The sequence below is a fragment of the Sphingomonas sp. 10B4 genome (genome assembly GCF_035019905.1).
Classification (GTDB): Bacteria; Pseudomonadota; Alphaproteobacteria; order Sphingomonadales; family Sphingomonadaceae; genus Sphingomonas; species Sphingomonas glacialis.
Genome location: NZ_JASJVC010000012.1, coordinates 65,805 through 79,721, shown reverse-complemented (window position 1 = coordinate 79,721; position 13,917 = coordinate 65,805). Strand labels below are relative to the sequence as shown.

General features: G+C 65.5%; 14 protein-coding genes. 7 read left to right on the top strand and 7 right to left on the bottom strand.

Translation table 11 applies throughout. The features are described from left to right. Positions 1–181 precede the first annotated feature (181 nt). The 3 genes from QN347_RS06000 to QN347_RS05990 are packed head-to-tail and all read left to right on the top strand — an operon-like array spanning position 182 to position 2,012. On the top strand, positions 182–679 hold the full coding sequence (locus QN347_RS06000) for a hypothetical protein (RefSeq protein WP_323493987.1): 498 nt from the start codon (positions 182–184) through the stop codon (positions 677–679). Beyond that, the gene (locus QN347_RS05995; protein ID WP_133189082.1) at positions 676–1,287 is read left to right on the top strand and encodes a TadE/TadG family type IV pilus assembly protein; all 612 of its coding nucleotides are present in this window, start codon (positions 676–678) and stop codon (positions 1,285–1,287) included. Before QN347_RS06000 ends, QN347_RS05995 begins: the two co-directional genes overlap by 4 nt. Beyond that, the gene (locus tag QN347_RS05990) at positions 1,284–2,012 is read left to right on the top strand and encodes a hypothetical protein (protein WP_322163035.1); all 729 of its coding nucleotides are present in this window, start codon (positions 1,284–1,286) and stop codon (positions 2,010–2,012) included. The genes QN347_RS05995 and QN347_RS05990 overlap by 4 nt, the downstream gene beginning before the upstream one ends. 17 nt (positions 2,013–2,029) lie before the next feature. Here QN347_RS05990 and QN347_RS05985 read toward each other — a convergent pair whose 3' ends face one another. Both QN347_RS05985 and pdhA read right to left on the bottom strand, forming a co-directional pair. Beyond that, positions 2,030–3,430 (bottom strand): pyruvate dehydrogenase complex E1 component subunit beta, encoded by a 1,401-nt coding sequence (locus QN347_RS05985; protein ID WP_322163034.1) that lies wholly within the window; start codon positions 3,428–3,430, stop codon positions 2,030–2,032. Further along, complete coding sequence (gene pdhA, locus QN347_RS05980) at positions 3,430–4,476, bottom strand: pyruvate dehydrogenase (acetyl-transferring) E1 component subunit alpha (protein ID WP_133189084.1); 1,047 nt, start codon at positions 4,474–4,476, stop codon at positions 3,430–3,432. Before pdhA ends, QN347_RS05985 begins: the two co-directional genes overlap by 1 nt. 255 nt (positions 4,477–4,731) lie before the next feature. Between pdhA and QN347_RS05975 the strand changes: the two genes are divergently transcribed. The 3 genes from QN347_RS05975 (at position 4,732) to QN347_RS05965 (ending at position 8,541) form a co-directional block, all read left to right on the top strand. Beyond that, the gene (locus QN347_RS05975; protein ID WP_322163031.1) at positions 4,732–6,015 is read left to right on the top strand and encodes an MFS transporter; all 1,284 of its coding nucleotides are present in this window, start codon (positions 4,732–4,734) and stop codon (positions 6,013–6,015) included. Next, on the top strand, positions 6,012–6,932 hold the full coding sequence (gene cysK, locus QN347_RS05970; protein WP_322163030.1) for a cysteine synthase A: 921 nt from the start codon (positions 6,012–6,014) through the stop codon (positions 6,930–6,932). The genes QN347_RS05975 and cysK overlap by 4 nt, the downstream gene beginning before the upstream one ends. A gap of 298 nt (positions 6,933–7,230) precedes the next feature. Continuing rightward, positions 7,231–8,541 (top strand): cell wall hydrolase, encoded by a 1,311-nt coding sequence (locus QN347_RS05965; RefSeq protein WP_322163028.1) that lies wholly within the window; start codon positions 7,231–7,233, stop codon positions 8,539–8,541. A gap of 46 nt (positions 8,542–8,587) precedes the next feature. Here QN347_RS05965 and QN347_RS05960 read toward each other — a convergent pair whose 3' ends face one another. The 5 genes from QN347_RS05960 to QN347_RS05940 form a co-directional block, all read right to left on the bottom strand. Next, on the bottom strand, positions 8,588–10,390 hold the full coding sequence (locus QN347_RS05960) for an acyl-CoA dehydrogenase C-terminal domain-containing protein (protein WP_322163027.1): 1,803 nt from the start codon (positions 10,388–10,390) through the stop codon (positions 8,588–8,590). Next, the gene (locus QN347_RS05955; RefSeq protein WP_133189090.1) at positions 10,390–10,809 is read right to left on the bottom strand and encodes a MerR family transcriptional regulator; all 420 of its coding nucleotides are present in this window, start codon (positions 10,807–10,809) and stop codon (positions 10,390–10,392) included. Before QN347_RS05955 ends, QN347_RS05960 begins: the two co-directional genes overlap by 1 nt. 105 nt (positions 10,810–10,914) lie before the next feature. Further along, positions 10,915–11,457 carry a hypothetical protein gene (locus QN347_RS05950; protein WP_322163026.1) on the bottom strand — a complete coding sequence of 181 codons (543 nt, stop codon included), beginning with the start codon at positions 11,455–11,457 and terminating at the stop codon, positions 10,915–10,917. Next, positions 11,457–11,819, bottom strand: a complete 363-nt coding sequence (hisI, locus tag QN347_RS05945) for a phosphoribosyl-AMP cyclohydrolase (RefSeq protein ID WP_322163025.1) — start codon at positions 11,817–11,819, stop codon at positions 11,457–11,459. Before hisI ends, QN347_RS05950 begins: the two co-directional genes overlap by 1 nt. A 145-nt stretch (positions 11,820–11,964) precedes the next feature. Continuing rightward, positions 11,965–12,213, bottom strand: a complete 249-nt coding sequence (locus tag QN347_RS05940) for a Rho termination factor (RefSeq protein ID WP_322163023.1) — start codon at positions 12,211–12,213, stop codon at positions 11,965–11,967. A gap of 130 nt (positions 12,214–12,343) precedes the next feature. Here QN347_RS05940 and purF point away from each other — a divergent pair, with 130 nt between their 5' ends. After that, positions 12,344–13,813, top strand: coding sequence for an amidophosphoribosyltransferase (gene purF, locus QN347_RS05935; RefSeq protein WP_322163022.1), 1,470 nt, complete (start codon positions 12,344–12,346; stop codon positions 13,811–13,813). Positions 13,814–13,917 lie beyond the last annotated feature (104 nt).

Sequence of the window (13,917 nt, the reverse complement as noted above, 5' to 3'; positions counted from 1 at the left end):
GCGCCGCATTATACTCAGGCCAGTTCGTCGTGCGATACACAGGTGCGGCAGGTTTGGGCATCACGCCCATCTATCCCACTCGATTCCCTACGTGAATCCCCAACGTCAGTTTTGCAACAAAGCCGGTTATATGGACAAATTGGGCTCGTCGGCATGCGGTATGCCAGCCCAGCGGCTGAAGGTGTGGACCGCACAACAGGTCAACGACTATGTCTACAATGTCGATTTCAAGCCGTTCGGCGGAACGTACCACGATGTCGGGATGATCTGGGGAACGCGCATGCTGGCACCTGCCGGCGTCTTCGCCAGTGACACGGCAGCATGGCCGGGCCGCAAGGATCCCACGCGCAATATCGTGTTCATGACCGACGGCACGATGTCGCCGAGCCAGACGTCCTACGGACAATATGGCGTCGAACAGTGGGACAATCGTACCGGCGGAGCGGGCAATTCGACCACCGACTACAACAATCATACCGCGCGCTTCCGCGTCGAGTGCGATGCCGCCAAGAAGCGCGGCATCACCATCTATGTCGTGGCCGTCGGCACCGGAGTCACGACCGACCTGACCTATTGCGCCTCGCCGGGGCAGACGTTCCAGGCATCGAGCAAGGATGATCTGACCAAGGCCTTCAAGAGCATCGCGCAACGCATCGCGCAGCTTCGGATCACGCAATGAGGATCGTGCGTGAAGCGCGGCGCGTCGTGCGGATCGTCCGCGACACGCGCGGCGCGACGATCATCGAATTCGCGGTCGTCGCCCCCGTGATGATCTTGTTGATCATGGGTTTGTCCGACCTGGCCTATCAGGGGTACATCATGTCGATCCTCGACGGGGCGATGCAGAAGGCCGGACGCGATTCGACGATCCAGGGCAACGATACGACCCCGAGCGGCGCCGCGATCGACCAAAAAGTGATGGCGTCGGTCTGGCTGGTGATGAAGAGCGCGACCTATGTCTCGTCGCGCAAGAGCTATTCGCAGTTCGGCAACATCGCGCCCGAATCGTTCCGCGACGATAACGGCAACAAGGTGTACGACGCCGCGACCGAATGCTTCACCGACGTCAACGGCAACAAGACGTGGGACGCCGATCCCGGCGCGTCGGGTCAGGGCGGCGCGAGCGACGTCGTCGTCTACAAGATGACGATCACCTATCCCCGGCTGTTTCCCATGGCCGGCCTTGCCGGCCTTTCGCAAACGGTCACGAATTCATCCACGACCTATCTGAAGAACCAGCCTTATGCCGGGCAGGTCTCCTACACTCCCACTTTGGTGTGCCCGTGATCCATCCCGATCCTATCGCCGCGCTGCGCGACTGTTCGCGCCGGCTCGCCCGTGCCAAGAGCGGGCTTGCCCTGATGGAGTTTGCCCTCACGCTGCCGCTCGTGCTGACGGTCGGCGGATATGGCATCGAATTGTCGTCGGTCGCGCTGACGAACATGCGCATCAGCCAATATGCGCTCAATCTCGCCGACACGACGTCGCGTCTCGGGCTAGACGCCGGCGGGGGCGTGATCCAATTGCGCGAGGCGGACGTGAACGATGCGTTCCAGGGCATTCGCCTCGCCAGCACCGCGCTCGATCTGGCCACGAACGGGCGTGTCACGCTATCGAGCCTCGAGAATACGAAGCAGACCTACGACACCGCCTATGTTCAGCGGATCCATTGGCAGCGGTGTTTCGGAAAGATGAGCGGCGTCAATTACGACTCATCCTATGGCACGACCAAGGCCACCGATGGGACGAGCAACACCGCGGCCGACGCCGGAACCGTGACAACGGCGGGCATGGGGCCGACCGGCGGCAAGGTCAGCGCTCCGCAAGACAATGCGGTGATGTTCGTCGAGATCAACTACAATTACAAACCGCTGTTCGGATCGATGTTCGTCGCCCCGCAAGTCATTCGCTATACAGGATCGCTGCTCGTCAGAGACAATCGCGACTATCGTCAGATCTACAATCCAACTCCAGCCGCGACCGCCTCCACCTGCGATAAATATACGAGCTGATCCGTATCCGGGGCTGATCAGCCCCGGTACGTCACCTGCTTCACCGCCGCGACGATCTTGTCGGCGTTGACCAGCATCAGCTTTTCGAGGTTCGCCGCATAGGGCATCGGCACATCCTCGTTGGTCACGCGCAGCACGGGTGCGTCGAGGTCGTCGAAGCCCTGCTCCATGCACAGCGCCTGGATTTCGGACGCGATCGAGCAAGTGGGCCAACCCTCCTCGGCGACGACGAGGCGGTTGGTCTTTTTGAGGCTCTTGAGCACCGATTCGGTGTCGAGCGGACGCAGCGTGCGCAAGTCGAGCACTTCGGCGTCGATACCCTCTGCGGCCAACTTCTCGGCGGCTTCGAGTGCCAAGCCCACGCCGATCGAATAGCTGACGATCGTCACGTCCTTGCCCTCGCGCATGATCCGCGCCTTGCCGATCGGCAGGACATAGTCATCGAGCTTGGGCACCTCGAACGTGCGGCCATAGAGCAGCTCGTTCTCGAGGAACACGACGGGATCCTCGGTGCGGATCGCCGCCTTGAGCAGCCCCTTGGCGTCGGCCGCGTCATATGGCGCGATCACGATCAGGCCGGGGACGCTCGCATACCACGGCGCATAGTTCTGCGAATGCTGCGCACCGACGCGGCTTGCGGCGGCGTTCGGCCCGCGGAACACGATCGGGCAGCGCATCTGGCCCCCCGACATGTAATTGGTCTTGGCGGCCGAATTCACGATGTGATCGATCGCCTGCATCGCGAAGTTGAAGGTCATGAACTCGACGATCGGGCGAAGCCCGCCCATCGCGGCGCCCGTGCCGATGCCGGCAAAGCCATATTCGGTGATCGGCGTATCGATCACGCGCTTGTCGCCGAATTCTTCGAGCAAGCCTTGCGTGACCTTATACGCGCCCTGATACTGCGCGACTTCCTCGCCCATCACGAAAATGCGCTTATCGGCGCGCATTTCCTCAGCCATCGCGTCGCGCAAAGCTTCGCGCAACGTCAGCGTGACCATCTCGGTCCCCTCGGGGATCGCGGGGTCGCTGACTTCGGCCTTGTGCTTGGCGGCATCGGCCAGTTGCTGCGTGCCGGTTTCGGCCTGCTTGGCCGCAGGCGTCGCCTCGAGCTTTTGCTCGGGTGCAGGCGCAGCAGCGGCCGGCTTGGCGTCGCCGCCAGCGTCGGGCGCTTCGCCCTCGGCGGTCAGCGTCGCGATGACGGTGCCGACCTTCACGTTATCGGTGCCCTCGGCGACGAGGATCTTGCCGATCGTCCCTTCGTCGACGGCTTCGAATTCCATCGTCGCCTTGTCGGTCTCGATCTCGGCCATGATGTCGCCCGACTTGACGACATCGCCTTCCTTGACGAGCCATTTGGCGAGCGTGCCCTCCTCCATCGTCGGGGAAAGCGCGGGCATCTTGATTTCGATGGGCATCAGTACGTTTCCACCAGAATGTCGGTGTAGAGTTCGGCAGCCTCGGGTTCGGGCGCCTGCTCGGCAAAGTCGGCGGCTTCGTTGACGATCTTGCGGATCTCCTGATCCACCGTCTTGAGCTCGGCCTCGGTCACGCCCTGCGCGTCGAGCAGCTTCTTGACGTGGTCGATCGGGTCCGACTTGTCGCGCACCGCCTGGACTTCGTCGCGCGAGCGGTACTTGGCCGGATCGGACATCGAATGGCCGCGATAGCGATAGGTCTTCATCTCGAGGATGATCGGCCCCTTGCCGGCGCGGACCCAGGCGAGTGCTTCCTCGGCGGCACCGCGGCACGCGAGCACGTCCATGCCGTCGACCTGGATGCCCGGGATGCGGAACGATTCGCCGCGGCGGAACAGCTGGTCCTCGGCCGACGAGCGGTTGACGCTCGTGCCCATCGCATATTCGTTATTCTCGATCACATAGATGATCGGCAGCTTCCACAGCTCGGCCATGTTGAAGCTCTCGTACACCTGGCCCTGGTTCGACGCACCGTCGCCGAAATAGGCCATGGCGACGCCGCCATCCTCGTTATACTTGTGCGCGAAGGCGAGGCCGGTGCCGAGCGACACCTGCGCGCCGACGATGCCGTGGCCGCCGTAAAACTTCTTCTCGGTCGAGAACATGTGCATCGATCCGCCCTTGCCGCGGCTGATGCCCGCGCCGCGCCCGGTCAGCTCGGCCATGATCACCTTTGGATCAATGCCGTAAGCGAGCATGTGGCCGTGATCGCGATACCCGGTGATGACTGAGTCCTTGTCGCCATCGAGACCCGACTGCAGGCCGACCGCAACGGCTTCCTGGCCGATATAGAGGTGGCAGAAACCGCCGATCAGGCCGAGGCCGTACAGCTGTCCGGCTTTCTCTTCGAAGCGGCGGATCAGCAGCATCTGCTTGTAGAATTCGAGCAGCTCTTCCTTCGAGGCCTCGTACGCTTTGGGCTCGTCGGGGCGCTCGCGGTTCGGCACGGGGGGTAGTGCCTTTACGGCAGCGGGGGCTTTTGCCACGTCTGGAAGACCTCATGACCTGGGGAGAGGGACGCCGAGCCTATAGGCGCGATGTTGCGCCGATATCAATCGCCCCTGTCAAAACGATGCGCATCGCCGATGTTTTCCGCCGAACCGCCACCACGGTAGCGAAAGCGCGTGGCACGCGTCGATCGCGGATCAAGTCCCGGATGACGTGCGAACAGCGCAAGTTTCCACAGGCCAAGCACATCCTCGATTGCCCCTCCCGCATCGCACCGCTTAAGGCGGGGCGAGATGACCGCCGCCCGCCACCCGCTCCGCATCGCGCAATTCCGTTCGTATTGGGCGGCGCGCTTCGCGATGACGATCGCGCAAAATGCGATGATCATCGTGATCGGGTGGCAGACCTACACGATCGCGCGGACGACGATGTCCCCCGCCGGCGCCGCGGCGCAGCTCGGCTTGATTGGGCTGCTGCAATTCGTGCCGCTGTTCGTGACGACGCCACTCACCGGCTGGGTCGCCGACCGATTCGACCGGCGGCTGATCACGCGCTGCACGCTCGCCTTGCAAGTGACGTGCGCGCTGATTCTCGCGCTCGTCACCTATTCGGGCGGCATGACGTTGCCGGTCCTGTTCTCGGTCGCGGTGCTGCTCGGGCTCGGGCGCGCGTTTGCGGGTCCGGCGTTCGGCGCGCTTGCGCCCAATCTCGTCCCCCGCGAAGTCCTCCCGACCGCGATCGCGCTGAGCTCGATCTCGTGGCAAGTCGGCACGATCGTCGGGCCGGCGCTCGGCGGCTTTGCCTATGCCGCCGCGCCGTGGGGCGCCTATGCGCTCGCCACGGTGCTGTTCGCGGTCGCGTTGGCGTGCATGCTGACGATCCCCCCGGTGCCGCGCACGATCACCCCGAACAAGGGCAACCCGCTGCGCCAGATCGTCGACGGCCTGTCCTATGTCGGGCAGAACAAGCTGGTGCTCGGCGCGATCACGCTCGATCTGTTCGCCGTGTTCCTCGCAGGGACGAGCGCATTGCTGCCGATCTACGCGCACGACATTTTGAAGGTCGGGCCGCAGGGGCTGAGCCTGCTCGCCGCCGCGCCCGCTGCCGGTGCCTCGGTCGTCGCGCTGTTCTTCTCGTTCCGCCCGATCAAGACCAATGTCGGGCCCAAGATGCTCGGCGCGGTGCTCGTCTACGGCGTGGCCACGGTGGTGTTCGGGCTGTCGCAGATCATGGCGCTGAGTCTGGGGGCGCTGGCGGTTGCGGGCGCGGCCGACATGTTCTCGGTCTATATCCGCCAGTCGCTCATCACGCTGCACACACCCGACGACAAGCGCGGGCGTGTGGGCGCGGTATCGCAGCTCACCATTTCGGCGTCGAACGAGCTCGGCGAGGCCGAGTCGGGGTTCCTCGCGGCGGCGCTCGGGCCGGTCGGCGCGGTGCTGGTCGGGGGCGGCGGGGCGATTGTCGTTACGATCCTGTGGACCTATCTGTTCCCCAGCATTCGTAATGCCAAGACTTTCGATCTGCCCAAAAGCGCCCAAGATTCCCGCGATCTCGAACTGGAGGCCACGCCATGAAAGCCAACACGATCCTCGACACGATCGGCAACACGCCGCACGTCCGCGTCCAGAAGCTGTTCCCCGGCGCCGAAGTGTGGATCAAGTCGGAACGCTCGAACCCCGGCGGCTCGATCAAGGACCGCATCGCGCTGGCGATGATCGAGGCGGCCGAGCGTGACGGCCATCTCCAGCCCGGCGGCACGATCATCGAGCCGACCTCGGGCAACACCGGCGTCGGCCTGGCGATGGTCGCCGCGGTCAAGGGCTACAAGCTCGTGCTCGTCATGCCCGAGAGCATGAGCCTCGAACGCCGCCGGCTGATGCTGGCATATGGCGCGACCTTCGACCTCACCCCGCGCGAGAAGGGCATGAAGGGCGCGATCGAGCGTGCGCTCGAGCTCGTCGAGCAGACGCCCGGCGCGTGGATGCCGCAGCAGTTCGAGAATCCCGCGAACATCGATGTCCATGTCCACACGACCGCGCTCGAAATCCTCAACGACTTCCGCGATTCGCCGATCGACGTGATCATCACCGGCGTCGGCACCGGCGGGCACATCACCGGCGTGGCCGAACGGCTCAAGCAGGATTGGCCCCACCTCAAGGTCTATGCGGTCGAGCCCGCCGCCTCGCCGGTGATCTCGGGCGGCTCGCCCGGCCCGCACCCGATCCAGGGGATCGGCGCGGGGTTCGTCCCCGCCAACCTCCACACCCAGGCGATCGACGGCGCGATCAAGGTCGATGCGGCGATCGCCAAGGACATGGCGCGCCGCTCGGCGGCCGAGGAAGGGATGCTCGTCGGGATCAGCTCGGGCGCGACGCTCGCCGCGATCCTGCAGAAGCTGCCCGATTTGCCCGAGGGCGTGCGCGTGCTCGGCTTCAATTACGACACGGGCGAGCGCTATCTGTCGGTGCCGGACTTCCTGCCGGAGAGCTGAGCCCCGTCGCAACACGCGGGCCGGACAAGCTACAAACATTTGTTCGTCACCCCGGGCTCGTCCCGGGGTCCACCGGGATAGCCGCACGCCGCCGTTGCTCATGCGGCACGGTGGACCCCGGCACGAGGCCGGGGTGACGGTTGGGGGGTGTTCGCCCCTTCCGAACCGAACCGGACCGCGCACGGCGATGACATCGCGCCCATTTCGTATCCGCGCGGGAATGCGCTAAAGGCGCTGGCCCATTTCGGTCAGGAGCCGTTCGTGCCCCCGTTGCTTCTCAATTCCCGGTCTTGATCGCATGACCCCGTTCCGCCCTCCCAGCGCCACGCTGCGCGCGATCGTCGTGGCGATCGCGACGCTCGCGATCCTCGTCCCGGTCCTGCTGATCCGCTTCGCGCCGCCACTCGTGCGCCACCATGTCGCGCGTAGCGCAGCGCAGCGCGTCGTCCCCGCCGCCGAGCTGCCGCCAGTCGAGCCCGTCGCGTTCCAGGATCTCGACCCCGACGACGCCCGCGCGTTCAACGCGAGCGTACCGTTCGTCGATGGCCCCAACCCCGCCGCGCGCCCGTTCAAGCTCGCCGGCGACCCGATCCAGCGTGCCCGCGCGATCGACTGCATGGCCGCCGCGGTTCTCTACGAAGCCGGCGACGATCCAGTCGGGCAACGCGCGGTCGCGCAGGTGGTGATCAACCGCGTCCGCCATCCCGCCTTCCCCAAGACGATCTGCGGCGTGGTGTTCCAGGGCGCCGAGCGCTCGACCGGCTGCCAGTTCACCTTTACCTGCGACGGCGCGCTCGCGCGCCATGGCTGGCTCGACGCGCAATGGACACGCGCGCGCGAGACCGCGACCGCGGCGCTGACCGGCGCGGTGTTCAAGCCGGTCGGCTATGCCACGCATTACCATACCGACTGGGTCGTGCCCTATTGGCAGTCGAGCCTCGACAAGATCGCCGCGGTGAACACGCATCTGTTCTTCCGCTGGACCGGCTGGTGGGGCACCCCGCCCGCCTTCAACCGCCACGTGTCAAACGACGAGCCGATCATCGCGCAACTCGCCACCTATTCGGACGCGCATCGCGACGGGCCTTCGATGGTCGCGACCGAGGCACTCTATATCGACCCGGTCGCGGCAGCGACTCCGCTGCCGAGCGAGCTCGCCAGCGACGACGGCAGCTTCCTGCTGACGCTCGATGCCAAGAAGATGACACCCGACGGCTTCGCGCAGCTCGCTGCACGGACCTGTGGCGACCGCGCGTATTGCAAGGTGATGGGGTGGAGCGACAAGACCAAGACACCCGCCGCGCTGCCGCTTCAGCCGACGCAGATCGCCGCTCTGTCGTTCAGCTATCTGCGCGACCGGGCGCGGGGCTATGACAAGGCGCTCTGGAATTGCACCGAGTTCAAGCGCGCCGATCTATCGCAGTGCATGAAGCAGCAGGTCTATCTGCCGAGTGCCCGCGGCGCAGACATCGCTAAGCCCGATGCCCTGCCGAGTGCGACGCGAACGCCGGGATCGCCGGCGTCGGTCCCCGATGCGTTGGTCGGCGTGCGCCGCAAGGCCGATGCAGCACCGTCATCCGCCGTGACGCAGACATTCGAGCCGCGATAGGCGGGCGCGCCTCCTCCTGCCGGATGCGAGAAGAGGCGCGCGGCGCTTACGCCGCTACGAACATTTCCGGTGGAATCGCCATCAGCGCTTCGGCACCAGCCTCGATCTTGCGACGCAGCGCGCCCGCCTCGGGCATGATCCGCTCGGCGAAGTAGCGCGCGGTCATCAGCTTGGCGTCGAGGAACGCCTGATCCCCCTCGCCCGCTGCCTTGAGCTTGGTCGCAGCCGTCGCCATCCGCAGCCACATCACGCCCAGGCCAACGATGCCCATGATGTGCATGTAGCTGTGCGCGCCGGCGCCGACATTGTCGGGGTTCTGCATGCCGTTCTGCATGAACCACATCGTCGCCGCCTGGAGTTCGCCATTGGCCTTTTCGAGGCGCGACGCGAAGTCGGCGGTCGCGGGATCGGCCTTGCCCGCCGCGACGTCGTCGGCGACGACCTTGAAGAACGCCTGGACCGCACGACCGCCGTTCTGCGCGAGCTTGCGCCCGACCAGATCCATCGCCTGGACGCCGTTGGTGCCCTCGTAGATCATCGCGATACGGGCATCGCGGACATATTGCTCCATCCCCCATTCGGCGATGTAGCCGTGGCCGCCGTAAACCTGCTGCGCGTTGGTCGCGACGTCATAGCCCTTGTCGGTGCCGTAGCCCTTGATGACCGGGGTCAGCAGGCCGATCAGGTCGGAAGCGAGCTGGCGCTCTTCCTCGGTCGCGCCGGCATGCTCGAGATCGACCTGGAGCGCGCCCCACAGGCACAGCGCGCGCAAGCCCTCGGTCAGCGCCTTGGCTTCCATCAGCATGCGGCGGACGTCGGGGTGGACGAACAGCGTGTCGGCCTTTTCGTTCGGCTCCTTGGCCCCGGTCAGCGCGCGGCCCTGGCGACGGTCGTGCGCGTACTGGACGGCGTTCTGATAGGCGACTTCGGCGACGCCCAAGCCCTGCAGGCCGACGCCGAGGCGCGCCGCGTTCATCATGATGAACATCGCGGCGAGACCCTTCATCTCCTCGCCGACGAGCCAGCCGATCGCGCCGTCATAGTTCATCACGCAGGTCGAATTGGCATGGATCCCCATCTTGTGCTCGATCGAGCCGCAGGTGACGGGGTTGCGCGCGCCGAGCGAGCCGTCGTCGTTGACGAGGACCTTCGGCACCACGAACAGCGAAATGCCCTTCGAGCTTTCCGGCGCGCCCGGCGTCTTTGCCAGCACGAGGTGGATGATGTTCTCGGTCAGGTCATGCTCGCCCGACGAGATGAAGATCTTGGTGCCGGTGATCGCATAGGAGCCGTCGGCCTGCGGCTCGGCGCGGGTGCGGATGAGGCCGAGATCGGTGCCGCACTGCGGCTCGGTCAGGTTCATCGTGCCGCCCCATTTGCCGCTGACCATGTTGGGGACGTACTTCGCCTTCTGCTCGTCCGAGCCCTTCGCCAGCAGCGCAGCGATCGCGCCGTGCGACAGGCCGGGATACATCGCGAACGCCATGTTCGACGAGATCATGAACTCCTGGAACGCCGTCGAGACGACGTGCGGCATCGCCTGGCCACCGAATTCTTCCGGCGCGCTGAGCGTGCCCCAGCCCGATTCGACGAACGCGTCATAGGCTTCCTTGAAGCCCTTGGGCGTGGTGACCGAGCCGTCCTCGTGACGCGTGCAGCCTTCCTGGTCGCCCGAGGCATTGAGCGGGAACAGCACTTCGGCGACGAACTTGCCGCCTTCGTCGAGCACGGCATCGACCACGTCGGGGGTCGCGTTCTGGAAGCCGGCATGGTTGGCATAGTTTTCGAGGCCGACGACATGCTCGAGCACGAAGCGGACGTCGCGAACGGGGGGCGTATATTGGGGCATCAGGCTTCCTTCGGATGATTATGTTCGACGAGCTCGATGAACTCGGTCAATTCGGCGATGGCGGCGTCGATGTCGCGCTTCTGCGCATCGAGCAAAGCGACGCGGCTGCGGCAGCGCTCGATCGTGACGGCACGCTGCGCGCGGCGTCCGTCGCCGATATCGTAAAGATCGATCATCTCGCGAATCTCGGACAGCGAGAAACCGACGCGCTTGCCGCGCAGGATCCAGGCGAGCCGCGCACGATCCCGCTGCGAATAGATCCGCGCGGTGCCGCGGCGTTCGGGGGCGATCAGCCCCTCATCCTCGTAGAAGCGCAACGCACGCGCGGTGACGTCGAACTCTGCCGAGAGATCGGAAATCGAGAAATGATCGCGATCGGGATGACGCTCGATCAAGGCATAGGCGGGATCGCTGGACATGCCCGCTAAATAGTTGCCGCTTACGTGAACGTCAACCCGGAAGGCGCCGGTGCGGGATCGTTTCGTGGGTCGGGCTGACCAGTCCGTCGCGAACCCGCGGCTAGGCTACCCGCCATCCCCACACAGCAAACGCCCCCGCGCGTCGCGCAGCGTTGCAGCTTCCGACGCCGATTCACTCAGCCGCGTCACATCGAGCGCGGCGATCGACGCGCGACCGCGGCACGCCTTCTGGCACGCGTCGGGAACGCGCGGCGGGAAAACGATGCGATCGCCCTCGAACCGCGCATCCATTGTGCAGCCATCGCCGCTCGCGCCGAGTGTCACGTGCAGCGTGTCGCCGTCGCGCGTGACGACGCCCGATCCGCCGCAATTCTGCGTCTCGTCATAATCGACGAAGACGCCGATCCGATACGCCTTCGCGCTTGGCACGATGCAGATCCGGTCGTTCCCGGTCGCATAGACGCCGGTGAGATCGGTGCTTGCCGGGTCGGGGATGACGCCCGCCTGGATCGCGGCGGCTTCGAGCCCCTGCGGCGTCGGCGACGCGGCCGGATCCGATGCGCCACGATGGCATCCGGCCAGCAGCAGGGTCAGTACGACAAGCGCGACCTGCGCCCTCCCCCATGCGCGCGTGCGCCGCCTCGGCATCATTCCGCCAATGCCAGCCGATCGCCCTCGATGCGGCGGTAGAAACAGCTGCGCGCGCCGGTGTGGCACGCAGGGCCAGCGGGATCGACGATCAGCCACACGGCATCCTGATCGCAATCGATCCGCATGTCGCTGACCTGGAGCACGTGCCCCGAGGTCTCGCCTTTCTTCCACAGCGCGGCCCGGCTGCGCGACCAGAAGTGCGCGACCCCGGTTTCCACCGTCAGCGCCAGCGCTTCGGCATTCATATGCGCGAGCATCAGGACGTCGCCGGTCACGCGATCGGTTGCGACCGCAGTGATCAAGCCGGCGGCATCGTATTTCGGGTCCAGCACTAGGCCGGTTTCGCGGGGATCAGGCATGGCTTGCCAATAGCGCCGCTCCCCCCTTCCGTCACCCCGGCCCGGTGCCGGGGTCCACCGGGCGGCAATCCCGCGTTTTGGTTCAAGCGGCCGCGCGCGTTGCACGGTGGGCCCCGCCACGAGGCCGGGATGACGGGTGGCATCCTCAATTCTCGCGAATCGCCTTCACCAATTCCGCCTTGGCCATCTTCGATCGGCCGGCAATGCCGATCTCGCGCGCTTCTCTCATCAGATCGTCCTTCGTTCGATCCTCGAGCGCAGTCGCGCGATGGTCGATCGTCCCCGCCGCCTTGGCATTGGCGATTCGCGCGGCTTTTTCCTTCGACGCGCCGTCGCGGCGCAGATCCTCGTAGAGCGTGTCGTCCTTGACGCTCGGTCCATGATCCTTCGCCACCGCAACCTCCTGCTATTCAACGCCAAAAAACCCGCGATGCGACCAAACGCTCCGCGCGTTGTTACAAAAGCGCGACAAACCCCGGAGCCCTCCCTATATGCCACCGCGAGCGCTACCCCCGAAGGGCGATATGCTGACCACGAACCCACATGAAGACGACACGCTGCACGAAGAGTGCGGCATTTTCGGCATTTCCGGCGCGACCGACGCGGCCCGGCTGGTTGCGCTCGGGCTGCACGCGCTGCAGCACCGCGGCCAGGAGGCGGCCGGCATCACCAGCTTCGACGGGGTGGAATTCCACACCCATCGCGCGATGGGGCATGTCGCGGGCAATTTCGACCGCGAGGACATCATGGTCCCGTTGCGCGGCTCGGTCGCTTGCGGCCATGTGCGCTACTCGACGACCGGCGAGACGGCGTTGCGCAACGTGCAGCCGCTCTACGCCGATCTCGCCTCGGGCGGTTTCGCGATCGCGCACAACGGCAACATCTCGAACGCGTTGCGGCTGCGGCGCGATCTGGTGCGGCGCGGGTCGATCTTCCAGTCGACCAGCGATACCGAGACGATCATCCATCTCGTCGCGACCTCGAACTACCGCACCACCGTCGACAAGTTCATCGATGCGCTCAAGCGCGTCGAAGGCGCCTATTCGCTGATCGTGATGACGCCCGAGGGCATGATCGCCTGCCGCGATCCGCTCGGCATCCGTCCGCTCGTGATGGGCAAGGTCGATGGCCCCGATGGCGGGTCGATCATCTTCGCGTCGGAGACCGTGGCGCTCGACGTCGTCGGCGCGACCTTCGTCCGTTCGATCGATCCGGGCGAACTGGTGATGGTCAAGGGCACCGAGATCACCTCGCACCGCCCCTTCGCGCCCGTCGCGGCGCGGCCGTGCATCTTCGAATATGTCTATTTCTCGCGCCCCGATTCGATCTCGGAGGATCGCAGCGTCTACACCGTGCGCAAGGCGATCGGCGCGCAGCTGGCGATCGAGAGTCCAGTCGAGGCCGACCTCGTCATCCCCGTCCCCGATTCGGGCACGCCGGCGGCGCTTGGCTATGCGCAGGAATCGGGCATTCCCTTCGAGCTCGGCATCATCCGCTCGCATTATGTCGGGCGCACCTTCATCCAGCCGAGCGACAAGGTCCGCCATCTCGGCGTCAAGCTTAAGCACAACGCCAACCGCGCGCTGATTGCGGGCAAGAAAATCGTGCTGATCGACGATTCGATCGTGCGCGGGACGACCAGCCTCAAGATCGTCGAGATGATGCGCGAAGCCGGCGCCGCCGAGGTGCATATGCGCATCGCCAGCCCGCCGACGCGGCATTCGTGCTTCTACGGCGTCGACACGCCCGAGCGCGCCAAGCTGCTCGCCGCGACCAAGAATCTCGAGGAAATGGCAGCGTATATCAAGGCCGACAGCCTCGCCTTCGTTTCGATCGACGGTCTCTACAAGGCGCTCGGCGAGCCGCAGCGCAACGCGATCCGGCCGAGCCATTGCGACGCCTGCTTCACCGGCGATTACCCGACCAGCCTGACCGACCAGGACGACGTATCCTCGGTCGATCAGTTCGCGCTGCTCGCGGAACGCGTCATTTAAGCGACATATAGCCCCTCCCCTTCAGGGGAGGGGTTGGGGTGGGGAGGTAACGGGCGCTGGCGCTCTGCGAGGCACGTACCCACCCCCAAACCCCTCCCCTGAAG

Bases quoted from the DNA above. Each gene is read 5' to 3' on its own strand.
- hisI (WP_322163025.1), bottom strand. From the start codon at position 11,819: ATGCCTGATCCCCGCGAAACCGGCCTAGTGCTGGACCCGAAATACGAT.
- cysK (WP_322163030.1), top strand. From the start codon at position 6,012: ATGAAAGCCAACACGATCCTCGACACGATCGGCAACACGCCGCACGTC.
- QN347_RS05965 (WP_322163028.1), top strand. From the start codon at position 7,231: ATGACCCCGTTCCGCCCTCCCAGCGCCACGCTGCGCGCGATCGTCGTG.
- QN347_RS05950 (WP_322163026.1), bottom strand. From the start codon at position 11,457: ATGCCGAGGCGGCGCACGCGCGCATGGGGGAGGGCGCAGGTCGCGCTT.
- purF (WP_322163022.1), top strand. From the start codon at position 12,344: ATGCTGACCACGAACCCACATGAAGACGACACGCTGCACGAAGAGTGC.
- QN347_RS05955 (WP_133189090.1), bottom strand. From the start codon at position 10,809: ATGTCCAGCGATCCCGCCTATGCCTTGATCGAGCGTCATCCCGATCGC.
- QN347_RS05975 (WP_322163031.1), top strand. From the start codon at position 4,732: ATGACCGCCGCCCGCCACCCGCTCCGCATCGCGCAATTCCGTTCGTAT.
- QN347_RS05995 (WP_133189082.1), top strand. From the start codon at position 676: ATGAGGATCGTGCGTGAAGCGCGGCGCGTCGTGCGGATCGTCCGCGAC.
- QN347_RS05985 (WP_322163034.1), bottom strand. From the start codon at position 3,430: ATGCCCATCGAAATCAAGATGCCCGCGCTTTCCCCGACGATGGAGGAG.
- QN347_RS05960 (WP_322163027.1), bottom strand. From the start codon at position 10,390: ATGCCCCAATATACGCCCCCCGTTCGCGACGTCCGCTTCGTGCTCGAG.